We start from the raw sequence: 20,266 nt of genomic DNA on the forward strand, positions 1-20,266 counted from the left end.
CGTGACCGGGCTACCGCCTCGTCATCCCCGCCCCCGTCCCCGCGCGCGGACCGTGGCGCGTACCTCGCGGTCCGGCTGGAGGGTGAGGCTCGGGACGGGGCGTATCTCCTCGGGGTCCACGTCCAGGTCGTAGCGGCGGGCGAGGACGGCGAGGACGAGGACGGCTTCGACGAGGGCGAAGCGGGTGCCGAGGCAGACACGGGGGCCGCCGCCGAACGGGTACCAGGCGTATTCGGGGATCCGCTCCGCCGGCCGGTCCTCGGCGTCGGTGAGCCAGCGCTCGGGGCGGAACGCGCCGGCGTCGGCGTACCAGCGGGGGTCGCGGTGGGTGGCCCACTGGCTGGACCAGACGCGGGTGCCGGGCGGGATCGGGGTGCCGCCCAGGGTGGCGCCGTCCTTGGCGATGCCGGTGAGGAGCCAGATCGTGGGGTAGAGGCGGAGGGTCTCCTTGACCACGGCCTGGGTGTAGGTGAGGGAGGCGTAGTCGTCGTAGCCGGGGTCGTGGTCGGCGAGGACCCGGTCCAGCTCGTCGGTGAGGGCGCGTCGGGCCGTCTCGTTGCGGGACAGCAGGTACCAGGCCCAGACGAGGGTGGAGCTGGTGGTCTCGTGGCCGCCGATGTAGAGGGTGACGGTCTCGTCGCGGATCTCACGGTCGGAGAGCTGGGCGCCGGTGTCGTCGCGGGCGGTGAGGAGCCGGCTGAGGAGGTCGGGGCGGTCCTCGCCCGCGTCGCGGTGGCGGGAGACGATGCGGGCGACCTCGGCGTCGATGACGGCGGTGGCCCGTTTGACGCGGGCGCGGCCGGGGGTCGGGATCCAGTCGGGCAGGAGGGCTCCGATGCCGCTGAGTTCGGCCCCGATCTCCTGCTGGGCGATGTCCATGGCCCGGCCGATGGTCTCGGCGTCGGCGGCGGTGTCCGTGCCGAAGATGGTGCGAACGGCGATGAGCTGGGTGAGGGCCGCCATCTCCTTCTTGATGTCGATCCGCCGGCCGTCGGTCCAGCCGTCGGCGAGGGCGACGGTGCACTCCGTCATCGTGGCCGCGTAGGAGCGGACCTGCTTGGGGCGGACGGACGGCTGGACGAGGGAGCGCTTGCGGCGCCAGTCGCGGCCCTTGGCGACGACCACGCCGTTGCCGAGGAGGGTGCGGATGGCGATGCCCAGGTCGGGCTGGTCGAAGGCGTTCTCGACCTCGGTGAGGAGTTCGCCGATGGTGTCCGGGTGGGCGATGAAGAGGGCGGGGCTGGGGCCGAAGCGCCAGCGGACGAAGTCGCCCCTGTCGCGGAGCTGTTCGAAGAAGGCGAGGGGGTCCTTGCCGAAGGCGGGGAGGTTGCCGAGGAGCGGCACTCCGCGTGGTCCCTCGGCGATGGTGATCCCGGTGTCGGCGCCGGCGTGCGTGGTCACGTGCTGCGTCCCCTCCCCCAACTCGCTTTCCCTGTGTGCGAGTCCATGCAAGCGGAAGACGACGGAAGCGCGCCACCCCTGTGGACAGCCGCCTGTGGACAACTCGCCACGTGCGCGACGAGTTTGGCGTTCCGGCGGTCTAGGCGTTCGCGGCGGTCCAGAAGTTCACGACGCACGCGGCAGACCCGAAAAGGGGCCCGTGGTGTCCCCACCACGGGCCCCTCTCCTCCGGTCTGAGGGCGGCCCGTCAGCCGACCGAGCTGTAGGCGACCACGCCGCGCAGGAGCGCGTCGACGGCCTTGCGGGCGTTCTTGGCGACCGTGCTGTTCTCCTTGGGTGCCGCGGCGGCGATCTGTCCGAGGACGTCGATGACCTGCTTGCACCAGCGGACGAAGTCGCCGGCGGGCATCTCGGCCTCTCGCAGGACCTCGTCGAGGCTCTTGTCGGAGGCCCACTGGTAGGCGGCCCAGGCGAAGCCGAGGTCGGGTTCGCGCTGGCCGACGCCCTCCGCCTGGTTGATCTTGAACTCTTCTTCCAGGGCGTCGAGGCGGCCCCAGATGCGGACCATCTCGCCCAATGCGGCCTTGGCCTGGCCGCCGGGCACCTTCGGGGCCACGGCGTCGTCGGCCTGCCGGGCCTCGAAGACGAGGGCGGAGACACAGGCGGCGAGTTCGGCGGGGGCGAGCCCCTCCCAGACGCCTTCACGGAGGCATTCGCTGGCGAGCAGGTCGAGTTCGCCGTAGAGGCGGGCGAGCCGCTTGCCGTTGTCGGTGACCTCGTCGGCGCGGAGGTAGTCGAGCTCGGTGAGGAGGGCGACGATCCGGTCGAAGGTGCGGGCGATGGTGTTGGTCCGGCCCTCGATGCGCCGCTCCAGCTGCTTGGTGTCGCGCTGGAGGCGGTGGTAGCGCTCGGCCCAGCGGGCGTGGTCCTCGCGCTCGTCGCAGCCGTGGCAGGGGTGGGCGCGGATGGCCGTGCGCAGGCGGGCGATCTCGCGGTCGTCGGCGGCGCCGGAGCGTTGCTTGCGGTGCCGGTCGGGGTTGATGTGCCCGGCCTTGGAGCGCAGCGCGGAGGCGAGGTCGCGGCGGGACTGCGGGGAGCGGGGGTTGAAGGTCTTGGGGATGCGCATCCGCTCCAGGGCTTCCACCGGGACGGGGAAGTCGATGGAGGCGAGGCGCTTGACCTGTCGCTCGGCGGTGAGGACGAGGGGCCGGGGCCCGTCGTGGTGTTCGAAGCCGCGGTGGCCGTTGGTGCGGCCTGCGGGGATGCCGGGGTCGAGGACGAGGGCGAGGCCGGCGAACTTGCCGGTGGGTACGTGGATGACGTCGCCGGGCTTGAGCTTCTCCAGGGAGGCGGCGGCCTGGGCGCGCCGCTGGGCGGCGCCCTGCCGGGCGAGGTCGGTCTCGCGGTCCTTGAGGTCGCGGCGGAGCCGCGCGTACTCCTCGAAGTCGCCGAGGTGGCAGGTCATGCCCTCGCGGTAGCCCTCCAGGCCCTCCTCGTTGCGCTGGACCTGGCGGGAGATGCCGACGACGGAGCGGTCGGCCTGGAACTGGGCGAAGGAGGTCTCCAGGAGCTCCCGGGAGCGGTGCCGGCCGAACTGGTCGACCAGGTTGACCGCCATGTTGTAGGAGGGGCGGAAGCTGGAGCGAAGGGGGTAGGTGCGGGTGCCGGCGAGGCCGGCGAGGTGGTCGGGGTCGAGTCCGCGCTGCCAGAGGACGACGGCGTGGCCCTCGACGTCGATGCCGCGGCGGCCGGCGCGGCCGGTGAGCTGGGTGTACTCGCCGGGGGTGATGTCGGCGTGCTGTTCGCCGTTCCACTTGACGAGCTTTTCGAGGACGACCGACCGGGCGGGCATGTTGATGCCGAGGGCGAGGGTCTCGGTGGCGAAGACGGCCTTGACGAGGCCGCGGACGAAGAGCTCCTCGACGACTTCCTTGAAGGTGGGGAGCATGCCGGCGTGGTGGGCGGCGATGCCGCGCTCCAGCGCCTCCAGCCACTCGTAGTAGCCGAGGACGTGCAGGTCCTCGTCGGGGATGGAGGCGGTGCGGGCCTCGACGATCTCGCGGACGCGGAGGCGGCCGGCGTCGTCGTTGAGCCGGAGGCCGGCGTAGAGGCACTGCTGGACGGCGGCCTCGCAGCCGGCGCGGCTGAAGATGAAGGTGATGGCGGGGAGGAGGCCCTCGGCGTCGAGCCGCTCGATGACCTCGGGGCGCCCGGGGGTCCAGATGCGGGAGCGCTGGCGGCGCTCGCGCTCGCGGTCGGCCTCGCGGATCATCTTGCCGCGGCGCCGCTCGCGGGGGTTGTACGTGCGCGAGTTCTCGGTGCGGGCGAGGCGGAGGAGGTCGGGGTTGACCTCGCGGCGGGAGGCGCCGCGGCCGCCGTGGTCGGTCTCCTCCTCGAAGAGGTCGTACATCCGGCGGCCGGCGAGGACGTGCTGCCAGAGGGGGACGGGCCGGCTCTCGGAGACGATGACCTCGGTGTCGCCGCGGACGGTGTCGAGCCAGTCGCCGAACTCCTCGGCGTTGGAGACGGTGGCGGAGAGGGAGACGAGGGTGACCGACTCGGGGAGGTGGATGATCACTTCCTCCCAGACGGCGCCGCGGAAGCGGTCGGAGAGGTAGTGGACCTCGTCCATGACGACGTAGCCGAGGCCGGAGAGGGCCTGGGACCCCGCGTAGAGCATGTTGCGGAGGACCTCGGTGGTCATGACGACGATGGGCGCGTCGCCGTTGACGCTGTTGTCGCCGGTGAGCAGGCCGACCTTGTCGGGGCCGTACCGCTTGACGAGGTCGGCGTACTTCTGGTTCGACAGCGCCTTGATGGGGGTCGTGTAGAAGCACTTGCGGCCCTGGGTGAGGGCGAGGTGGACGGCGAACTCGCCGACGATGGTCTTGCCGGAGCCCGTGGGTGCGGCGACGAGCACGCCCTTGCCCGCTTCGAGAGCCTGGCACGCCTCGATCTGGAAGGGGTCCAGTCCGAATGCGTACATCTCTCGGAAGGGGGCCAGTGCGGTGGCCTGCTCTGCGTTGCGCGCGCGTGCGGCCGCGTACGCCTCGGCTGGGGTGAGGTCCTCTGTCATCTTGTCATCGAGCCTACCCGCCCCCTCTGACAGTGACGCGATCTTTATCGGGGTCCTCGCAGCGGGCGGTGGCGGGGCCCGGGGCACGGGGTGTGGCGGGGGGGACGCGGAAGGTGAGGGGGCCGGGCATGACGAAGGCCCCCGGACTCGGGTCCGGGGGCCTTCGTGGCCGGATCAGGTGATGTCGTCGTAGCCGCCGGTGCGGTGGGCGCGTGCTCCGTCGGTGTCGCCGGTGGCCTGCTCGGGCAGGGCGTGGGCGGCGGGGACGGGGTCGAGGGCGCCGACGGGCTCGGGGGTGTGGTCGAGTACCGATGCCTCGTCGTCGGCGAGGGCGGCGTCGGGGTTGTTCCGGGCGCGCCGCCTGTCGTTCAGCATCGAGAAGCCGACCGCGATGAAGTACAGGACGATGATCGGTCCGGCGAGGGCGATCATGCCCAGCGGGTCCGTGGACGGGGTGGCGACGGCTCCGAAGACGAAGGTGCCCATCACCATGGCGCGCCACCAGCCGGCCATGCGCTTGCCGGTGACCACGCCGGTGAGGTTGAGCATGATCAGCAGCAGGGGCAGTTCGAAGGCGACGCCGAAGACGAGCACCATCCTGGTGGTGAAGTCCAGGAGGTCGTCGAGGGAGAGGAAGTTCGAGGCGACCTCGGGGGTGATGCTGATGAGGACGCGGATGCTCACCGGCATGATCAGGTACGCCGTGTAGGCGCCGGCCGCGAAGAGGGGGACGGCGACGGCGGCGAACCAGTAGGTGTACTTCTTCTCGCTCCGGTGGAGGCCGGGGGCGATGAAGGCCCAGAGCTGGTACAGCCAGACCGGGCTGGACGCGATGAGGCCGGCGAGCATGACCACCTTCACCGTCGAGGTGAAGGGGGAGAGCATGGTCTGGTAGGCGAGGACGACGCAGCGTCCGCCGGTGTTGTCGGCCAGGGGGCTGTCCGGGGGGCACTTCGGCACGGGGGACGACAGGAAATCCATCAGCTGCTGGCTGTAGAACACCGCCACCACGGAGGCGATGACGAGCGCCAGCATCGCCTTGGCGAGGCGATTGCGCAGCTCACGGAGGTGATCGGCGAGTGGCATGCGCCCCTCGGGATCCTTCTCCTTCTTCATGCGGGCAGACTTCGGCAACCCACGTCCTCATCTCGTGCGGGCAGGCCGCTGGGCGGCGTACGTGCGGGGCGGGCGGATCAGCGCTGGGTGGTGTCCGACGCCTCGGTCACGGGGCGTCCGCCGGTGACGTCGCCGGGGGCGGCCTTGATGGTGCGCTGGGCGGTGGGGGCGGCGGCCTGGTCGGCCGGGGCCTCGGCGGGAGCGGCGGCGGCGTCCTGGTTCTCCGACTTCATGGCCTTGGCCTCGCTCTTCAGGATGCGGGCCGACTTGCCGAGGGAGCGGGCCATCTCCGGGAGCTTCTTGGCGCCGAAGAGGAGCACGACGACCAGCAGGATGAGGCTGATCTCAAGGGGACCGATCTGACGGAACATGGCTGGTCTCTCTTCTCACCGAGGGCGGCTTGGGTGCGTGCCCGGGCGGTCGGACAGGCGTCCGGCCACCGCGCTGTCTGCGATCGTAACCCGCAGGAGTAAACGTCGGGCAATGCCCGTGCATACTCCCGATTGCGTCCGTGGAGCCCTGATCAGGCCCGATCGGGGCAGCGTACGGCAGTGGACTCAGGGCAGGGAACGGCTGGTTCGGGCCAGTCCCCCGGCCGCGTTCTCCAGGTCGTCGGCGGCGCGCTGGATGCGCTGTGTGGTGACGGCCACTTGACGGGCGAGGCGCCGGACCTCCAGGAAGACCTTGACGGCGAGGACGCCGAGGACGGCGAGGCCGAGGAAGCCGAGGGCGATCGCGAGCATGGGCCAGAACATGGGCCGAGCCTAGTCCGTGGGGCGGGAGGTGGGGTGCGGCGGTGGGGTGCGGCGGTGGGGTGCTCGCTGCTGGGCTGCTCGCTGCGGGGTGCGGACGGAGACCGGGGTGCGGACGGAGACCGGGGTGCGAACGGGTCCGGGTGGGCCTCAGGCGGTGGTGTGGAGGCGGAGGGTGCGGACGCCGCCGCCGGTGAGGAGTTCGACGATGCGTTCGCCCGCGGGTTTGCGGACGGCGCTGCCGCACTCGGGGCAGGTGAAGGAGTAGAAGGTGGTGCGGCGGCTGGCTCCGATGGCCAGGCGCAGCGCGCCGGCGGCGAGTTCGAAGCGGCAGCGGCAGTCGGGGCAGGCGGCTTTGAAGAGGACCGGGGCCACCGACAGACCGGGCATCACGGACATTTCGCTCAACTCTCCCTGCCTCGAACTCCCTGGACCTTCCCGGCGCCCGCCCCGCCCGCCACCGTACGAGGACGGCTCACGCGCCCTCGTACGCCGCGAGCGCGGCGGTCGCCGCCGCCCGGGCGCTGTCCGCGAGACCGGTCGGCGAGACGATCCGCCCGTCGCTGCCGAGTCGCAGCGCGAGCCGCTTCAGCGAAGCCGGGTCGGGAGTGCGCAGGGTGATCCGGAGGCAGCCGTCGGGCAGTTCCTCGGCCCGGTCGTGCGGGTAGTACTCGGCGACCCAGCGGCCGCCGGGGCCGACCTCGACCACCACCTCGGGATCGTCGGCCGAGGGCTGCACCAGACCCTCGGACAGGTCCCGCAGCTCCAGCTCCGGCGGCGCGGCGGCCTCCTCCAGGATCCGGATCTCGGCCACCCGGTCGAGACGGAAGGTGCGGCGCGCCTCGGAGAGGCGGCACCACGCCTCCATGTAGGTGTGGCCGACGGCGAAGAGGCGGATGGGGTCGACCTCGCGCTCGGTGAGCTCGTCGCGGGCGGGCGAGTAGTACCGCACCCAGAGCCGCTTGCGCTCGGAGATGGCCCGGTCGACCTCGGCGAAGACGCCGCCCTCGGACTCGAAGGTGACCGAGAGGCGGGCGCTGGCGCCGGCGGCCTCCCCGGCGGCGGCCTCCAGCTTGGCGGTGGCGCGCAGCAGCGCGTCCCGGTCGCCCTCGCGGAGTCCGGGCAGGGTGGCGACGGCGCGGGCGGCGACGAGCAGGGCGGTGGCCTCGTCGGCGGCGAGCCGGAGGGGCTCGGCGACGTCGTCCGGGTTGTGCCACCAGATCCGGTCGCCGTCGGTGTCGATGTCGAGCAGGTCGCCGCCCCGGAAGCTGGTGCCGCACATGGGCAGCACGTCCAGGTCGGAGATCAGCTCGTCCTCGGTGATGCCGAAGGCGCGGGCCACGTCGGCGACGTGGGCGCCGGGGCGCTCGCGGAGGTAGGTGACGAGGGAGAGCATCCGCCTCGTCTGGTCGATCGCGTTGGCAGCCATGCGGTTCGTCTCCCCCTCAGCCCTTGGCGACGGCGCGCAGCCGCTCCACCACGTCGGCCCGCAGGTCGGCCGGTTCCAGTACGACGACGTCGGGGCCGAACTCGACGAGCCAGGCGTCGAGGCCGTGCCCGTACGGGATCTCCAGCTCGTCCCACCCGTCGGCGCCCTCGCGCACCTCGGTGGCGCGCCCCCGCAGCGGGTAGCCGCAGCCGGTCCGGAGGCGGATGCGGGCGGAGCGGGTGGCGGTCTCCCCCGCCCAGCTCTCCACGGTCTCGCGGACGGTGACGGCGTCGGGCACGGGCGCGGTGAAGGCGCCGGCCCGGGAGCGGACCTTGCCGGTGATGCGGGAGAGGCGGAAGACGCGCTCGGCGCCGCGGTCGCGGTCCCAGCCGGCCAGGTACCAGTGGCCGCGCCAGCACTCCAGCGTCCAGGGCTCGACCTGGCGGGGCTCGGGGCGGGCGGCGTTGGCCTTGCGGTACTCGAAGACCACGGGGCGCCGGTCGCGGCAGGCGAGCATCAGCGGCTCGAAGGCGGCCTCGTGGACCGGGATGCGGGGTTCGAGGGCGCTGGGCTGGATCTCGTACGTGTCCTCGGCCTCGGGCATGCCGGCGGCGCGCAGCTTCTGGAGGGCGCCGCTGGCGGCTCCGGCGAGGCGGGCCTGCTGCCAGACCCGGGCGGCGAGGCCGAGTGCGGCGGCCTCCTCGGCGTCCAGGGTGATGGGCGGGAGGCGGTTGGAGTCGCGGCGGGCGAGGTAGCCGGTCTCGCCGTCGAGGTTCTCGACGGTCTCGATGACCAGGCCCAGCTCGCGGAGGTCGTCCTTGTCCCGCTCGAACATGCGGTTGAAGGCTTCGTCTCCGCTGGCCTCCAGGTACGCCTCGATGGAGCCGCGCAGTTCGCGCTTGCTGAGCGCGCGGCGCGTCCCGAGCAGGCACAGCGCGAGATTCATGAGCCGCTCGGCCTTGGCAATCGCCATGGACGCCCTGCACCCTCTTCCCCGGTTCCGTTCTCGGACGTCCGACCGTACCGCCCCGGGGTGTCCGGACAAAAGCCGAGGGCCCCCGCCGCGGAGGCGGGGGCCCTCGGCCGGGCGCGAGGGGCCGGTCAGCCCTTCTTCACGGAGACCAGGTCGCAGACGAAGATCAGCGTCTCGCCGGGGCCGATCTTGGCGCCGGCGCCGCGGTCGCCGTACGCGAGGTGCGCGGGGATGATCAGCTGGCGGCGGCCGCCGACCTTCATGCCCTGGACGCCCCTGTCCCAGCCCTGGATGACCATGCCGGCACCGAGGGGGAACTCCAGCGGCGTGCCGCGGTTCCAGGAGGCGTCGAACTCCTCGCCGGAGTCGAAGGAGACACCGACGTAGTGGACGTTGACCGTGTCACCGGCTTCGGCGGTCGCGCCGTCGCCCTCCCAGATGTCCTTGATCTCCAGGTCGGCCGGCGGCTCGCCGCCCGGGAAGTCGACCTCGGGCTTCTCGATGCTCACTGCAGTGTGCTCCTCATACGGTTGAACCGCGCGGACGATGGCCCGCGCGACCCGGACAACCTATCGCGCGGCGGGCCGGGTCGCGCGGGAAGCGGCTACTGCTTGGCGAGGATGTCCACGGTGAAGACCAGGGTCGAGTTGGCCGGGATCTTCTCCCTGGCCTGGTCGCCGTAGCCGTCGGCCGGCGGGACGACGAGGAGGACACGGCTGCCGATCTTCTTGCCCTCCAGGCCCTTCGTCCAGCCCGGGATGACGTTGGCCAGCGGGAAGGTGGCCGCGGCGCCGCGCGAGTAGGAGCTGTCGAACGGCGTGCCGTTCCAGAGCACGCCCTGGTACTGGACCGTCAGCGTGTCGGTGGCCTTGACGGCCTCGCCCTTGCCCTCGATGACGTAGTTGGAGACCAGCTTCTTCGGGGCGTCGGTCTTCGGGACGGTCAGCGAGGGGGCCTTGCCGTCGGTGTTGGTGCCGACCTTGGGCAGGTCCTTGTTGTCCTGGGCGACGACGGTGCCCTCGGCGGACTTCGGGATGGTGGTCGCCTTCAGGATGTCCACGACGAAGACCAGGGTGGCGCCGCCCTTGATGGCCGGCGGGGAGCCCTGCTCGCCGTAGCCGAGCTCCGGCGGGATGCCGATCTCGACGCGGCTGCCGACCTTCTGGCCCTTCAGACCCTGGTCCCAGCCCTTGATGACCTGACCGGCGCCGAGGGTGAGCGCGAAGGGCTCACCGCGGTCGAAGCTGTTGTCGAAGGGGGTCGTCGAGTCCCAGGTCTGACCCAGGTAGTTGACCTCGAGGGCGTCGCCGTCCTTGGTGACCGGCCCGTCGCCCTCGCTGATGACGTTGACCTTGAGTTCCTTCGGCGGGTCGCCCTCGCCCTTGGAGAGGGTCGGCTTCTCGCCGAACTTCTGGCCCGCGGTGATGGCGGGCAGCCCGTTGGTCATCGAGGCGTTATCGGAGCCCTTGGTGTCGTTCCCGCACGCCGCTGTGGAGAGCAGCAGCAGCGGGACGACGAGAAGGCCGGCAAGTCGGCGCACGTGTTCCTCAGATCTCAGACGGCACAGTAGTTGTCCGGACACTCTAGGGGACCGTGCTGTGACGTCCAGGGCCCCGCGCGTCGCACGCGCGGGGCCCCGACCTGCTCTTGTGATCGTCCTACATACCGGCGATCAGCTTCTCCACCCGGTCGTCGACCGAACGGAACGGGTCCTTGCACAGGACCGTCCGCTGCGCCTGGTCGTTCAGCTTGAGGTGGACCCAGTCGACGGTGAAGTCCCGGCGCTGCTCCTGGGCGCGGCGGATGAAGTCGCCGCGGAGCCGGGCCCGGGTGGTCTGCGGGGGCACGGACTTGCCCTCGAAGATCTTCACGTCGTTGCAGATCCGCGCCGCCTGCCCGTTCTTCTGGAGCAGGTAGTACAGCCCCCGGCGCCGGTGGATGTCGTGGTAGGCGAGGTCTATCTGGGCGACCCGCGGGTTCGACATGGTCATGTTGTGCTTGGCGCGGTAGCGCTCGATGAGCTTGTACTTCATCACCCAGTCGATCTCCGTCTGGATGCGGTCCAGCTCCTCCTGCTCGATGGCGTCGAGGGTGCGCTCCCACAGTTCGAGGACCTGGGCGACCACGCCGGAGCGGATGCCGCGCCGGTCGACGAAGTCGGACGCCTTCTCGAAGTACTCGCGCTGCACCTCCAGGGCGGACGCCTCGCGGCCACTGGCCAGGCGCACCTTGCGCTGGCCGGTGATGTCGTGGCTGACCTCGCGGATGGCCCTGATCGGGTTCTCCAGGGTCAGGTCGCGCATCACCGTGCCGGCCTCGATCATGCGCAGCACGAGGTCGGTGGCGCCGACCTTGAGCAGCATGGTCGTCTCCGACATGTTCGAGTCGCCGACGATGACGTGGAGGCGGCGGTAGCGCTCGGCGTCGGCGTGCGGCTCGTCCCGGGTGTTGATGATGGGCCGGGAGCGGGTGGTGGCGGAGCTGACGCCCTCCCAGATGTGCTCGGCGCGCTGGGAGACGCAGTAGACGGCGCCGCGCGGGGTCTGCAGGACCTTGCCCGCGCCGCAGATCAGCTGACGCGTGACCAGGAACGGGATGAGGATGTCCGCGAGGCGGGAGAACTCGCCGTGGCGGGCGACGAGATAGTTCTCGTGGCAGCCGTAGGAGTTTCCGGCGGAGTCGGTGTTGTTCTTGAAGAGATAGACGTCGCCCGCGATTCCCTCCTCGTGCAGGCGGCGTTCGGCGTCCACGAGAAGACCTTCGAGAATGCGCTCGCCTGCCTTGTCGTGGGTGACGAGTTCGATCACGTCGTCACATTCCGGTGTGGCGTATTCCGGATGCGATCCCACGTCGAGGTACAGGCGGGCGCCGTTCCGCAGGAAGACGTTGCTGCTGCGGCCCCATGACACGACTCGGCGGAAGAGGTACCGCGCCACTTCGTCAGGAGACAGTCGGCGCTGTCCCCTGAACGTGCACGTGACGCCGTACTCGTTCTCCAGCCCGAAAATGCGGCGGTCCATGACTGAACATTACGCCTGACGGCGTGTGCTGAAACCGGGTTGGACGTTCCCGTTTCGATCATTTTCCGATCAGAGGGCGTTCTTTTCGCTGTGCACGGGGGCGGCGGCGCCCCCGCTCGCGGCGTGTCGCGTGCGGCGGCCGGGCGCGTCGGGATCGTTCAGGACCCGGCCGGTGGCGAGCAGCACCAGCAGGGCGGCGAGGCCGCCCGCGCCGGCCACGGCGAATCCGGCGACGGTCCCGGAGAGTTCGACGGCGGGTCCGGCGGCGGCCGAGCCGAGGGCCGCGCCCACGCCAAAGGTGGTGACCAGCCAGGAGAACGCCTCGGTGACGGTGCCGGCCGGGGCGTGCCGGTCCACCACGATGAACGCGCAGGCGAGGACGGGGGCGAGGAAGACGCCGGCGAGGGCGGAGAGCGCGGCCATGGCGACCGGTCCCGGGGTGAGCGTCAGGGGCAGGTAGCAGAGCGCGAGGAGGGCCACCAGGACGCGCAGCCTGCGCTCGGGGGCGCCCGCCCACCGCCGGGCGCCGTAGAACATGCCGCCGAGGAGCGCGCCGAGGCCGAGGGCGGCCATCAGCCAGCCGTAGACGGACGGGGTGCCGCGGTCGTCGGCGTAGGCGATGGCGGCCACCGTGATGGAGCCGAGGGCGAGGCCGACGAAGAAGAAGGAGCCGAGCAGGGCGAGGAGCCCGGGCGAGCGCAGCGCGCCGAGCCAGTGGGCCTCCCGGGGCGCGGAGCGCCAGGCCCGGGACGGCTCGGAGAGGACCACGGAGAGCGCGCCGAGGACGCCGAGGACGTTGATGACGAGGAGGGCGGCGGCGGGCGACTGCACGGCGACCAGGAGGGTCACCAGGAGCGGGCCGACGGTGAACATGATCTCCTGCGCGACGGCGTCGAGGGCGTACGCGCGGTGGACCCGGTCCTCGCGGCCGAGGACGCTCGGCCACAGCGCCCGCAGGCCGCCCTCCAGGGGCGGCGTGAAGAGCCCGGCGAGGACCACGGCGGCGTAGGCGAGGGGGAGGTTGCCGATGCCGGCGAGCGCGAAGAGCGCCATGCCCAGGGCGGAGAGGACGGCGGCGGGGAGCTGGACGCGCGGCTGGCCCTTGAGGTCGACGGCCCGGCCGAGGAGCGGCTGCCCGACGGCGTTGGCGACGCCGTACGCGGCGACGAGGCCGCCCGCGAGGGTGTAGCCGCCGCCCTCGTCGCGGACGAAGAGGGTCATGGCGACGGGGCCGGTGCCGTTGGGCAGCCGGCCGACCAGGGTGCCGGTGAGCAGGCGGAGCGCGTGCGGCGCCCGCAGGATGTCGCGGTAGCCGCCGTGTGCCGTGGCCTCGGTGGCCATGCGGGTCTCCCCTCCGTCGGCTCACGCCGAGGTTTTACGTATAACTTCCGTCGTCATACGTACCATGGCGGCGTGACGCGGGTCCACCCCGCGCCCGCTCCCCACCGACCAGCGCCCCACCGACAGCGTCCGACGCGGAGGCCCCGTGCAGACCACCGAAACCCCCGGCGCCCCCCGTCCGACCAGCAGGGACGTGGCCCGGGCGGCGGGCGTCTCGCAGGCCACCGTCTCCCTCGTCCTCGGCGACAAGTGGCGGGGCCGTGTGTCGGAGCGCACGGCCGGCACCGTCCGGGACGCCGCCCGCGCGCTCGGCTACCGGCCCAACCTCGCCGCCCGCAACCTGCGCCTCGGCCGCACCCGCACCGCCCTGCTCGTGGTGCCCGCGCTCACCAACGAGTTCTTCGCGCACGTGTACACCGGCGCGGCGGCGGTCGCCGCCGAGCACGGCTTCGGCGTCGTCCTCTACCCCTCCCCCGACGGCGTCGGCCCCGCCCGCGACCCCTTCGCCTCCGCGCAGGCGGCCCTGGACGGCGTCCTGGCCTCCTCGATGGCCACCGAGGCCCTCGACGCCTTCCGCGACAGCGACCTGCCCCTCGTCATGCTCGACAGCGACCCCGCGGGCGCCGGCGCGGCCGCCCGCGTCAACCTCGACGTCGCCGAGGGCATGCGGCTGGTCACCGCCCATCTCCTCGGCCTCGGCCACCGCCGCTTCCTGCACCTGGCGTCGGCGGCCCCCTCCTGGACCTTCGACGTCCGGGCCGCGACGCTCGCGCACGCCCTGGCGGGCGCCGAGGTGCGCACCGTGCGGTCGCCGCTCACCGTCGCGGCGGCGCGGGCCGCGGCCGGGGAGGCGCTCGCCGCCCCGGGGCCCCGCCCCACGGCGGTCATCTGCGACGACGACATCCTCGCGGCCGGCGTCTGCAAGGCCGCCCTCCGGCTCGGCCTGCGCGTCCCGGAGGACCTGTCGGTCACCGGCTTCGACGACATGGCCCTGGCCACGGCGGTCGAACCGGAGCTGACCACGGTCCGCCTGCCCGCCGAGGAGTTCGGCCGCCGGGGCATGGAGGCGCTGCTCGCCGTCCTGGCGGGCGAGCCGGCCCGCTCGGACGTCCTGCCCGTCGCGCTGGTCCCGCGCGGCTCCACGGGCCCGGCACCGGCCGCCTGAGCCCCGGAACGCGCGGAGGGGCCCGGTCCTGCTGGACCGGGCCCCTCCGCGTACGGGTGACTACTGCTCCTCGGGCGCCTCGTCCGAGGGCTCGTCCGTCTTCGCCGCCGCCGCGTTGTCCGCCTCCAGGAGGCGGGACAGCTGCCGGCCGACGATCCGCTTGAACTTCCGCTGCTGCGGACGCGTCCGGTCCAGGACCGCCACCTCCAGGCGCTCGGCGGGGATCTCCCGCTCCGTGCCGTTGGTGTCCCGGGACAGCGCCTGCACGGCCAGCTTCAGGGCCTCCGCGAGCGACATACCGTCCCGGTGCCGCTGGTCCAGGAAGGAGCTGATCTGCTCCGCGTTGCCGCCCACCGCGACCGAGCCGTGCTCGTCCACGATGGAGCCGTCGTGCGGCAGCCGGTAGATCTGGTCGCCGGACGGCTCGGTGCCGACCTCGGCGACGACCAGCTCCACCTCGTACGGCTTCTCGCCGGCGCTGGAGAAGATGGTGCCCAGCGTCTGCGCGTAGACGTTCGCCAGACCGCGCGCGGTCACGTCGTCCCGGTCGTAGGTGTAGCCGCGCAGGTCGGCGTAGCGGACGCCGCCGATGCGGAGGTTCTCGTACTCGTTGTACTTGCCGGCGGCGGCGAAGCCGATCCGGTCGTAGATCTCGCTGAACTTGTGCAGGGCGCGGGACGGGTTCTCGCCGACGAAGACGATGCCGTCGGCGTACTGGAGGACCACGAGGCTCCGGCCGCGCGCGATGCCCTTGCGGGCGTACTCCGCGCGGTCGGCCATGGCCTGCTGGGGTGAGACGTAGAACGGCGTGGACACCGGCGCTCGTCCCTTTCTTCTGGGCTGTGAGGGGGCGACGTACGGATCAGAGCAGGGCGGCGCGCGGTCCGTCCGGCTGCTCCAGACGCCGCTCGGTGACCGAACGGGCGAGCTCGGACGACTCCGCCTCGGAGAGCCTGCGGAAGCCCTCGTCGGTGATGACGGTGACGATCGGGAAGATGCGGCGGGCCAGGTCCGGGCCGCCGGTCGCCGAGTCGTCGTCCGCCGCGTCGTACAGCGCCTGCACGACCAGGGTGGTCGCCTGCTGCTCGGTGAGGTCCTCGCGGTACAGCTTCTTCATGGAGCCGCGGGCGAAGATCGAACCCGAGCCGGTGGCGGCGTAGCCGTGCTCCTCGGAGCGGCCGCCGGTCACGTCGTACGAGAAGATCCGGCCCTTCTCGCGGCCCTCGTCCCAGCCGGCGAAGAGCGGGACGACGGCGAGGCCCTGCATGGCCATGCCGAGGTTGCTCCGGATCATGGTGGAGAGGCGGTTCGCCTTGCCCTCCAGGGAGAGCGTGGCGCCCTCGACCTTCTCGAAGTGCTCCAGCTCCAGCTGGAAGAGCTTGACCATCTCGACGGCGAGGCCGGCGGTGCCGGCGATGCCGACCGCGGAGTACTCGTCCGCCGGGAACACCTTCTCGATGTCCCGCTGGGCGATCATGTTGCCCATGGTGGCCCGCCGGTCACCCGCGAGCACCACGCCCCCCGGGAACGTGGCGGCCACGATGGTGGTGCCGTGCGGAGCCTCGACGACCCCGTCCGGCAGCTTCCGGTTGCCCGGCAGCACCTCCGGCGAGTGACTCGCCAGGAAGTCCAGGAACGAGGAGGAGCCCGGCGTCAGGAAGGCAGCCGGTAGGCGCCCGGTCCGATCAAAATTGGCTTCCACGGCTGTCCCTCCAGATATGAGATGGCCCGACGGAGAGCGTCGGGATCGTCTCCCAACTTGCCGATGGCCGAGTTGCAGTTGAAGCACAGTACGCCACGGACCCTACCCGTCCCGTGACGGTGATCCACATGGATCGGACGCGCGGCCGGACGGATACGGCAGAGCCCGCCTCGGGAGGCGATCATCCCGTCCCGCTCGGCTTCGGTGGTGCCGCACTGACGCTTCGGACGGCCGGCGCGCCCCTCTGCCCCACCGGCGCTGCTGGTGATGGTCGGCCGCGCACGGCCCGCGGTGACACCGCAGGCCGTGCCGCATGGCCTTGTTCGAAGCGAACGCCTCGCGAGGCTTCACCTGCGAACACCGCGGACACTGCTTGCCGTCCGCAGATCAAGCCCCCCAGCAGTGCCTACGCTTCGAATCGAAGGCGAAGCGGGCCTACTGGCCACCCTTTTGAACGAAGGACCGCACGAACTCCTCGGCGTTCTCCTCGAGCACGTCGTCGATCTCGTCGAGGACGGAGTCCACGTCGTCGCTCAGCTTCTCCTGGCGTTCCTTGAGGTCGGAGCTCGCCTCCGTGGTGGTCTCCTCGACCTCCTCCGTGGAACGCGTCGCCTTCTGCTGTCCGCCGCCGGTGTCCTTGGTCGCCATATCCCTCACCCCGCTCGAATCGGCCCGCTCGGTTGAGTCCGTTACAAGATCAGACCCTACAATCCGGGTCCGACTTCGGCCTCATGATTTCCTGGTTTCTCTCCCGTATCCGGGCGCTGATCCCATCATTCCCAGCGCCCGGCCGTTTCAGGCCCGCATTCGGGCGCGGAATCATCCGCCCGAAAGGACGCGGACCAGTTCCTCCGCGGTGCGGCAGCGGTCCAGGAGCGCCGCCACATGGGCCTTGGTGCCGCGCAGCGGCTCCAGGGTCGGGACGCGCTGGAGCGAGTCGCGGCCCGGCAGGTCGAAGATCACCGAGTCCCAGGAGGCCGCGGCGACGTCGTCGGCGTACTGCTCCAGGCACCGGCCCCGGAAGTAGGCCCTGGTGTCCTCCGGGGGCGCCGTCTCGGCCCGCTCCACCTCGGTCTCGTCCAGGAGCCGCTTCATCCGCCCCCGGGCCACCAGACGGTTGTACAGGCCCTTGTCGGGGCGTACGTCCGCGTACTGGAGGTCCACCAGGTGCAGTCGGGCCGCGTCCCAGTCCAGGCCGTCGCGGCTCCGGTACCCCTCCATGAGCTCCCGCTTGGCGATCCAGTCCAGCTCGCCGGCGAGGCTCATCGGGTCGTTCTCCAGCCGGCCCAGCGTGTCCTCCCAGCGGGCGAGGACGTCCTTGGTCTGCTCGTCGGCGTCCGCGCCGTACCGCTCGTCCACGTACTTCCTGGCCAGCTCGAAGTACTCCATCTGCAGCTGGACCGCGGTGAGTGTCCGGCCGCTGCGCAGCGTGACGAGGTACTGGAGCGTGGGGTCGTGGGAGACGTGGTGGAGGGTGCGGACGGGCTGGTCGACGGCGAGGTCGACGGTGATGAAGCCGTCCTCGATCATGGAGAGGACGAGGGCGGTGGTGCCCAGCTTGAGGTAGGTGGAGATCTCGGAGAGGTTGGCGTCCCCGATGATCACGTGCAGCCGGCGGTACTTCTCCGCGTCGGCGTGCGGTTCGTCGCGGGTGTTGATGATGGGCCGCTTGAGGGTGGTCTCCAGGCCGACCTCGACCTCGAAGTAGTCGGCGCGCTGGCTGATCTGGAAGCCGTTCTCGCGGCCGTCCTGCCCGACGCCGACGCGGCCCGCGCCGGTGACGACCTGGCGGGAGACGAAGAAGGGCGTCAGGTGGCGCACGATGTCCGAGAAGGGGGTCTCCCGCTTCATCAGGTAGTTCTCGTGCGTGCCGTAGGAGGCGCCCTTGTTGTCGGTGTTGTTCTTGTAGAGGTGGATGGGCTGGGCGCCGGGGAGCTGGGCGGCGCGCTCGGCCGCCTCGGCCATGATCCGTTCGCCGGCCTTGTCCCAGAGGACGGCGTCGCGCGGGTTGGTGACCTCGGGGGCGCTGTACTCGGGGTGGGCGTGGTCCACGTAGAGCCGGGCGCCGTTGGTGAGGATCACGTTGGCGAGGCCGATGTCCTCGTCGGTGAGCTGGCTGGAGTCGGCGGCCTCGCGGGCGAGGTCGAAGCCGCGGGCGTCCCGCAGCGGGTTCTCCTCCTCGAAGTCCCAGCGGGCGCGGCGCGCCCGGTGCATCGCCGCGGCGTAGGCGTTGACGATCTGGGACGAGGTGAGCATGGCATTGGCGTTCGGGTGTCCGGGGACGGAGATTCCGTACTCCGTCTCGATGCCCATTACTCGCCGTACGGTCATGCGGCCCTCCTTGCCCGGCGGCGCTCAGTGCGCGACTCGGCGGTACCGAAGAGCCTAGAGCGGCTCCGCGCTGGTGGGGAGATCACTTGCGGTATTTCCCGGTGATGGCCGGGAGTTTTCCGGTGCGAATGCGACGGCTGCGGATGCCCGGTTTCCGGACATCCGCAGCCGGTGTGCGCTTTTACAGGTACTGGCCGGTGTTGGCCACCGTGTCGATGGAGCGTCCGGTGTCCGCGCCCTGCTTTCCGGTGACGAGGGTGCGGATGAAGACGATCCGCTCGCCCTTCTTTCCGGAGATTCGGGCCCAGTCGTCGGGGTTGGTGGTGTTGGGCAGGTCCTCGTTCTCCTTGAACTCGTCCACGCACGCCTGGAGGAGGTGGGAGACCCGGATGCCCTTCTGGTTGTGGTCGAGGAATGCCTTGATGGCCATCTTCTTGGCCCGGTCGACGATGTTCTGGATCATCGCGCCGGAGTTGAAGTCCTTGAAGTAGAGGACTTCCTTGTCGCCGTTGGCGTACGTGACTTCGAGGAAGCGGTTCTCCTCGGATTCGGCGTACATCTGCTCGACGACGGACTGGATCATTCCGTTGGCGGCGGCGGCCTTGGAGCCGCTGTGCTCGGAGACGTCGTCCGTGTGGAGCGGGAGGTTGGCGGTGAGGTACTTCGCGAAGATGTCCTTCGCGGCCTCGGCGTCCGGGCGCTCGATCTTGATCTTCACGTCGAGCCGGCCGGGGCGGAGGATCGCGGGGTCGATCATGTCCTCTCGGTTGGAGGCGCCGATCACGATCACGTTCTCCAGGCCCTCGACGCCGTCGATCTCGGCGAGGAGCTGGGGGACGATGGTGTTCTCGACGTCGGAGCTGACGCCGCTGCCGCGGGTGCGGAAGAGCGACTCCATCTCGTCGAAGAAGACGATGACGGGGGTGCCCTCGCTCGCCTTCTCACGGGCCCGCTGGAAGACCAGGCGGATGTGCCGCTCGGTCTCGCCGACGTACTTGTTGAGGAGCTCGGGGCCCTTGATGTTGAGGAAGTAGGACTTCCCCGCGGGCTGGCCGGTGACCTCGGCGACCTTCTTGGCCAGGGAGTTGGCGACGGCCTTGGCGATGAGCGTCTTGCCGCAGCCGGGCGGCCCGTAGAGCAGGATGCCCTTGGGCGGCCGCAGTTCGTGCTCCTTGAACAGGTCGGGGTAGAGGTACGGAAGCTCGACCGCGTCGCGGATCAGCTCGATCTGGTTGCCCAGACCGCCGATCTTGTCGTAGTCGACGTCCGGGACCTCTTCGAGGACGAGCTCCTCGACCTCGCTCTTGGGCACGACCTCGTACACGTAGCCCGACCGGGAGTCGAAGAGCAGGGCGTCGCCGGCGCGGATGGTGACGTCCAGCAGAGGCTCGGCGAGCCTCACCACCCGCTCCTCGTCGGTGTGCCCGACCACCAGGGCGCGCTCGCCGTCCTCGAGGATCTCCTTGAGGGTGACGATGTCCCCGGCGCGCTCGAACTCCATGGCCTCGACCACGTTGAGCGCTTCGTTGAGCATGACTTCCTGGCCACGCCGGAGCTCTTCGAGCTCGACGCTGGGGCTCACGTTCACCCGGAGCTTGCGGCCCCCGGTGATGATGTCGCACGTGCCGTCCTCGTTCGCCTGCAGGAAGACACCGAAGCCGGCCGGCGGCTGTGCGAGCCGGTCGACCTCCTCCTTGAGGGCCACGATCTGGTCGCGTGCCTCACGGAGCGTGTTCGCCAGCCTTTCGTTCTGCGCGGACACGCCGGCCAGGTTCGTCTGCAGCTCGACGATCCGCTCTTCGAGAATCCTCGTGTGTCGCGGAGAGTCGGCGAGCTTGCGGCGCAGGACGGCGATTTCCTGCTCGAGATAGGCAACCTGGCCGGCAGGGTCTTCAGACCCCCGCCCCGGCCGGATGCCGCGGTTGATGTCGTCGTCGTGGGCTGCCACGGTCCTCACCTC

General features: G+C 71.2%; 19 protein-coding genes. 1 reads left to right on the forward strand and 18 read right to left on the reverse strand.

What is annotated here, in order from left to right; genetic code table 11:
* Positions 1–21: 21 nt before the first annotated feature.
* The 12 genes from ACIGHB_RS24715 to ACIGHB_RS24770 all read right to left on the reverse strand — a co-directional run bounded on the left by ACIGHB_RS24715 (position 22) and on the right by ACIGHB_RS24770 (position 13,108).
* On the reverse strand, positions 22–1,401 hold the full coding sequence (locus ACIGHB_RS24715) for a cytochrome P450 (RefSeq protein ID WP_399915926.1): 1,380 nt from the start codon (positions 1,399–1,401) through the stop codon (positions 22–24).
* A gap of 247 nt (positions 1,402–1,648) precedes the next feature.
* Positions 1,649–4,477 carry a DEAD/DEAH box helicase gene (locus ACIGHB_RS24720; protein WP_360314230.1) on the reverse strand — a complete coding sequence of 943 codons (2,829 nt, stop codon included), beginning with the start codon at positions 4,475–4,477 and terminating at the stop codon, positions 1,649–1,651.
* Positions 4,478–4,651: 174 nt separating this feature from the next.
* A complete protein-coding gene (tatC, locus tag ACIGHB_RS24725; RefSeq protein ID WP_360314305.1) occupies positions 4,652–5,563 on the reverse strand; it encodes a twin-arginine translocase subunit TatC in 912 nt (303 codons plus the stop codon).
* A gap of 107 nt (positions 5,564–5,670) precedes the next feature.
* A complete protein-coding gene (gene tatA / locus ACIGHB_RS24730) occupies positions 5,671–5,964 on the reverse strand; it encodes a Sec-independent protein translocase subunit TatA (protein ID WP_360314232.1) in 294 nt (97 codons plus the stop codon).
* 186 nt (positions 5,965–6,150) lie between these two features.
* Positions 6,151–6,348: a hypothetical protein gene (locus ACIGHB_RS24735; RefSeq protein ID WP_360314234.1), complete on the reverse strand. Its 198-nt coding sequence runs from the start codon at positions 6,346–6,348 to the stop codon at positions 6,151–6,153.
* A gap of 147 nt (positions 6,349–6,495) precedes the next feature.
* The gene (locus ACIGHB_RS24740) at positions 6,496–6,744 is read right to left on the reverse strand and encodes a hypothetical protein (protein WP_388872593.1); all 249 of its coding nucleotides are present in this window, start codon (positions 6,742–6,744) and stop codon (positions 6,496–6,498) included.
* Between the two features lie 76 nt (positions 6,745–6,820).
* Positions 6,821–7,774, reverse strand: coding sequence for a helix-turn-helix transcriptional regulator (locus ACIGHB_RS24745; protein WP_399915929.1), 954 nt, complete (start codon positions 7,772–7,774; stop codon positions 6,821–6,823).
* 16 nt (positions 7,775–7,790) lie between these two features.
* A complete protein-coding gene (locus ACIGHB_RS24750) occupies positions 7,791–8,747 on the reverse strand; it encodes a WYL domain-containing protein (RefSeq protein WP_360314238.1) in 957 nt (318 codons plus the stop codon).
* Positions 8,748–8,875: 128 nt separating this feature from the next.
* The gene (locus ACIGHB_RS24755) at positions 8,876–9,256 is read right to left on the reverse strand and encodes an FKBP-type peptidyl-prolyl cis-trans isomerase (RefSeq protein ID WP_399915931.1); all 381 of its coding nucleotides are present in this window, start codon (positions 9,254–9,256) and stop codon (positions 8,876–8,878) included.
* Positions 9,257–9,351: 95 nt separating this feature from the next.
* On the reverse strand, positions 9,352–10,287 hold the full coding sequence (locus ACIGHB_RS24760; protein ID WP_360314242.1) for an FKBP-type peptidyl-prolyl cis-trans isomerase: 936 nt from the start codon (positions 10,285–10,287) through the stop codon (positions 9,352–9,354).
* 118 nt (positions 10,288–10,405) lie between these two features.
* The gene (gene pafA / locus ACIGHB_RS24765; RefSeq protein ID WP_360314244.1) at positions 10,406–11,767 is read right to left on the reverse strand and encodes a Pup--protein ligase; all 1,362 of its coding nucleotides are present in this window, start codon (positions 11,765–11,767) and stop codon (positions 10,406–10,408) included.
* Positions 11,768–11,836: 69 nt separating this feature from the next.
* Entirely contained in the window at positions 11,837–13,108 is a 1,272-nt protein-coding gene (locus ACIGHB_RS24770; protein ID WP_360314246.1) for an MFS transporter, read from the reverse strand.
* 145 nt (positions 13,109–13,253) lie between these two features.
* Here ACIGHB_RS24770 and ACIGHB_RS24775 point away from each other — a divergent pair, with 145 nt between their 5' ends.
* Entirely contained in the window at positions 13,254–14,273 is a 1,020-nt protein-coding gene (locus tag ACIGHB_RS24775) for a LacI family DNA-binding transcriptional regulator (RefSeq protein WP_399915934.1), read from the forward strand.
* A 60-nt stretch (positions 14,274–14,333) separates the two neighbouring features.
* Here ACIGHB_RS24775 and prcA read toward each other — a convergent pair whose 3' ends face one another.
* The 6 genes from prcA to arc all read right to left on the reverse strand — a co-directional run bounded on the left by prcA (position 14,334) and on the right by arc (position 20,254).
* Positions 14,334–15,089, reverse strand: coding sequence for a proteasome subunit alpha (gene prcA, locus ACIGHB_RS24780; protein WP_360314250.1), 756 nt, complete (start codon positions 15,087–15,089; stop codon positions 14,334–14,336).
* 46 nt (positions 15,090–15,135) lie between these two features.
* Positions 15,136–15,975, reverse strand: coding sequence for a proteasome subunit beta (prcB, locus tag ACIGHB_RS24785; RefSeq protein WP_360314252.1), 840 nt, complete (start codon positions 15,973–15,975; stop codon positions 15,136–15,138).
* Complete coding sequence (locus ACIGHB_RS24790) at positions 15,927–16,160, reverse strand: endonuclease VII domain-containing protein (RefSeq protein ID WP_399915937.1); 234 nt, start codon at positions 16,158–16,160, stop codon at positions 15,927–15,929. Before ACIGHB_RS24790 ends, prcB begins: the two co-directional genes overlap by 49 nt.
* Before the next feature lie 250 nt (positions 16,161–16,410).
* The gene (locus ACIGHB_RS24795; RefSeq protein ID WP_360314256.1) at positions 16,411–16,623 is read right to left on the reverse strand and encodes a ubiquitin-like protein Pup; all 213 of its coding nucleotides are present in this window, start codon (positions 16,621–16,623) and stop codon (positions 16,411–16,413) included.
* A 171-nt stretch (positions 16,624–16,794) separates the two neighbouring features.
* On the reverse strand, positions 16,795–18,306 hold the full coding sequence (dop, locus tag ACIGHB_RS24800) for a depupylase/deamidase Dop (RefSeq protein WP_399915939.1): 1,512 nt from the start codon (positions 18,304–18,306) through the stop codon (positions 16,795–16,797).
* 181 nt (positions 18,307–18,487) lie between these two features.
* The gene (gene arc, locus ACIGHB_RS24805) at positions 18,488–20,254 is read right to left on the reverse strand and encodes a proteasome ATPase (protein WP_360314260.1); all 1,767 of its coding nucleotides are present in this window, start codon (positions 20,252–20,254) and stop codon (positions 18,488–18,490) included.
* Between the last annotated feature and the right edge of the window lie 12 nt (positions 20,255–20,266).

Source organism: Streptomyces sp. NPDC085460 (assembly GCF_044541975.1).
GTDB lineage: Bacteria > Actinomycetota > Actinomycetes > Streptomycetales > Streptomycetaceae > Streptomyces.

Coding starts and splice junctions, on each gene's coding strand:
- ACIGHB_RS24720 (WP_360314230.1), bottom strand. CDS start 4,477: ATGACAGAGGACCTCACCCCAGCCGAGGCGTACGCGGCCGCACGCGCG.
- tatC (WP_360314305.1), bottom strand. CDS start 5,563: ATGCCACTCGCCGATCACCTCCGTGAGCTGCGCAATCGCCTCGCCAAG.
- tatA (WP_360314232.1), bottom strand. CDS start 5,964: ATGTTCCGTCAGATCGGTCCCCTTGAGATCAGCCTCATCCTGCTGGTC.
- ACIGHB_RS24735 (WP_360314234.1), bottom strand. CDS start 6,348: ATGTTCTGGCCCATGCTCGCGATCGCCCTCGGCTTCCTCGGCCTCGCC.
- ACIGHB_RS24740 (WP_388872593.1), bottom strand. CDS start 6,744: ATGTCCGTGATGCCCGGTCTGTCGGTGGCCCCGGTCCTCTTCAAAGCC.
- ACIGHB_RS24745 (WP_399915929.1), bottom strand. CDS start 7,774: ATGGCTGCCAACGCGATCGACCAGACGAGGCGGATGCTCTCCCTCGTC.
- ACIGHB_RS24750 (WP_360314238.1), bottom strand. CDS start 8,747: ATGGCGATTGCCAAGGCCGAGCGGCTCATGAATCTCGCGCTGTGCCTG.
- pafA (WP_360314244.1), bottom strand. CDS start 11,767: ATGGACCGCCGCATTTTCGGGCTGGAGAACGAGTACGGCGTCACGTGC.
- ACIGHB_RS24770 (WP_360314246.1), bottom strand. CDS start 13,108: ATGGCCACCGAGGCCACGGCACACGGCGGCTACCGCGACATCCTGCGG.
- ACIGHB_RS24790 (WP_399915937.1), bottom strand. CDS start 16,160: ATGATCGCCTCCCGAGGCGGGCTCTGCCGTATCCGTCCGGCCGCGCGT.
- ACIGHB_RS24795 (WP_360314256.1), bottom strand. CDS start 16,623: ATGGCGACCAAGGACACCGGCGGCGGACAGCAGAAGGCGACGCGTTCC.
- dop (WP_399915939.1), bottom strand. CDS start 18,306: ATGACCGTACGGCGAGTAATGGGCATCGAGACGGAGTACGGAATCTCC.